This is a genomic window from Inquilinus limosus, from assembly GCF_051487185.1.
Classification (GTDB): Bacteria; Pseudomonadota; Alphaproteobacteria; order DSM-16000; family Inquilinaceae; genus Inquilinus; species Inquilinus limosus_F.
Window position 1 is genome coordinate 2,501 of sequence record NZ_JAHVDK010000065.1, and the last position, 2,983, is coordinate 5,483.

A 2,983-nucleotide genomic window follows, 5' to 3' on the forward strand; every position below is an offset into this window, starting at 1 on the left:
CGAATGGGGCAACCCACCGCTTATGCGGTATCCGCATCTGAATCCATAGGGTGCGGAGGCGAACCCGGGGAACTGAAACATCTCAGTACCCGGAGGAAAGGACATCAACCGAGACTCCGTTAGTAGTGGCGAGCGAACGCGGACCAGGCCAGTGGTCAGATCTACATAACCGGAACCGTCTGGAAAGGCGGGCCATAGCGGGTGATAGCCCCGTACGGGTAAACCGGATCTGATCCTCGAGTAAGGCGGGACACGTGAAATCCTGTCTGAAGATGGGGGGACCACCCTCCAAGCCTAAGTACTCCTCAGTGACCGATAGTGCACCAGTACCGTGAGGGAAAGGTGAAAAGCACCCCGACGAGGGGAGTGAAAGAGACCTGAAACCGGATGCCTACAAGCAGTCGGAGCGGGCTTGTCCCGTGACGGCGTACCTTTTGTATAATGGGTCAGCGACTTAGCGTGTGCAGCGAGCTTAAGCCGAGAGGTGTAGGCGCAGCGAAAGCGAGTCTGAAGAGGGCGATCAAGTTGCACGCGTTAGACCCGAAACCGGGTGATCTAGCCATGGCCAGGTTGAAGGCGGGGTAACACCCGCTGGAGGACCGAACCCACGTCCGTTGAAAAGGCCGGGGATGAGCTGTGGCTAGGGGTGAAAGGCCAATCAAACTCGGAAATAGCTGGTTCTCCGCGAAAGCTATTGAGGTAGCGCGTCGGATGATTGCCACGGGGGGTAGAGCACTGGATGGGCTAGGGGGCCGCGAGGTCTACCAAACCTAACCAAACTCCGAATACCCGTGAGCACAGTCCGGCAGACAGACGGTGGGTGCTAACGTCCATCGTCAAGAGGGAAACAACCCAGACCACCAGCTAAGGCCCCCAAATCGTGGCTAAGTGGGAAAGGATGTGGGACAGCGTCGACAACCAGGAGGTTGGCTTAGAAGCAGCCATCCTTTAAAGAAAGCGTAATAGCTCACTGGTCAAGCCGTCCTGCGCCGAAGATGTAACGGGGCTCAAGCCACGTGCCGAAGCTGTGGGTGCTCGAGCGATCGAGCGCGGTAGCGGAGCGTTCCGTAAGCCTGCGAAGGTCGACCGCGAGGTCGGCTGGAGGTATCGGAAGTGCGAATGCTGACATGAGTAGCGACAAACAGTGTGAGAAACACTGTCGCCGAAAGTCCAAGGGTTCCTGCGCAAGGTTAATCCACGCAGGGTGAGCCGGCCCCTAAGGCGAGGCCGAAAGGCGTAGTCGATGGGAACCAGGTTAATAGTCCTGGGCCTGGCGGAGGTGACGATGGCCGTAAGTTGTCCGTCCTTAACGGATTGGATGGGCAGCGAAGGACATCCGGGAAATAGCCCCGCCGTATAGACCGTACCCGAAACCGACACAGGTGGACTGGTAGAGTATACCAAGGCGCTTGAGAGAACGATTGTGAAGGAACTCGGCAAATTGCCCTCGTAACTTCGGGAGAAGAGGGCCCTGCGCTTGGGCAACCAGGCGTGGGGGGCACAGACCAGGGGGTAGCGACTGTTTAACAAAAACACAGGGCTCTGCGAAGTCGACAAGACGACGTATAGGGTCTGACGCCTGCCCGGTGCCGGAAGGTTAAGAGGAGAGGTGCAAGCCTTGAATTGAAGCCCCGGTAAACGGCGGCCGTAACTATAACGGTCCTAAGGTAGCGAAATTCCTTGTCGGGTAAGTTCCGACCTGCACGAATGGCGTAACGACTTCCCCACTGTCTCCACAGTCGACTCAGCGAAATTGAATTCTCCGTGAAGATGCGGAGTACCCGCGGCTAGACGGAAAGACCCCGTGCACCTTTACTACAGCTTTGCAGTGGCGTTAGGAATGACATGTGTAGGATAGGTGGGAGGCTATGAAGCCCAGGCGCCAGCTTGGGTGGAGCCACCCTTGAAATACCACCCTTGTTGTTCTTGACGTCTAACCGAGCCCCGTGATCCGGGGCCGGGACCCTGCATGGCGGGTAGTTTGACTGGGGCGGTCGCCTCCCAAAGAGTAACGGAGGCGCGCGATGGTGGGCTCAGAACGGTCGGAAATCGTTCGACGAGTGCAATGGCATAAGCCCGCCTGACTGCGAGAGCGACGGTTCGAGCAGAGACGAAAGTCGGCCATAGTGATCCGGTGGTCCCGCGTGGAAGGGCCATCGCTCAACGGATAAAAGGTACGCCGGGGATAACAGGCTGATACCCCCCAAGAGTCCACATCGACGGGGGTGTTTGGCACCTCGATGTCGGCTCATCACATCCTGGGGCTGGAGCAGGTCCCAAGGGTATGGCTGTTCGCCATTTAAAGTGGTACGTGAGCTGGGTTCAGAACGTCGTGAGACAGTTCGGTCCCTATCTACCGTGGGTGTTGGATGATTGCGAGGAGCTGTCCCTAGTACGAGAGGACCGGGATGGACGCACCTCTGGTGCACCGGTTGTGACGCCAGTCGCATCGCCGGGTAGCTATGTGCGGACGGGATAACCGCTGAAAGCATCTAAGCGGGAAGCCCCCCTCAAAACCAGTCATCCCTATCAGAGCCGTGGCAGACGACCACGTCGATAGGCCGGGTGTGTACGCGCAGCAATGCGTTGAGCTAACCGGTACTAATCGCTCGATCGGCTTGATCTCAGGCCCGGAGGCATCCGCCTCCCACCGCGCGCAGCGGCAATCGCCCTGCCAACACCGTCTCCCCCGCAGCAAGCATTCCCCAACACGAGTGGGCTTCGTCGACCTGGTGGCCATAGCGAGGGCCCCAGCACCCGATCCCATCCCGAACTCGGCCGTGAAACCCCTCCGCGCCAATGGTACTGTGGCTCAAGCCACGGGAGAGTAGGTCGCCGCCAGGTCCACCAAGCCCACTCAACCCCCCTCTTCGCATTCCCCTCACAATGCTCCTCCCTCACCCCCGCGGGGTGGAGCAGCCCGGTAGCTCGTCAGGCTCATAACCTGAAGGTCACAGGTTCAAATCCTGTCCCCGCAACCAAC

1 tRNA gene and 2 rRNA genes (1 of these 3 only partly in view) are annotated in these 2,983 nt (G+C 58.9%); all 3 read left to right on the forward strand.

Annotated elements, in window-relative coordinates:
- Window positions 1-2,626 (forward strand): 23S ribosomal RNA (locus KXR53_RS35320); it begins 114 nt to the left of the window's first position.
- A 102-nt stretch (window positions 2,627-2,728) separates the two neighbouring features.
- Window positions 2,729-2,844 (forward strand): 5S ribosomal RNA (rrf, locus tag KXR53_RS35325).
- A gap of 60 nt (window positions 2,845-2,904) precedes the next feature.
- A tRNA-Met gene (locus KXR53_RS35330) sits at window positions 2,905-2,981 on the forward strand.
- Window positions 2,982-2,983: the final 2 nt, after the last annotated feature.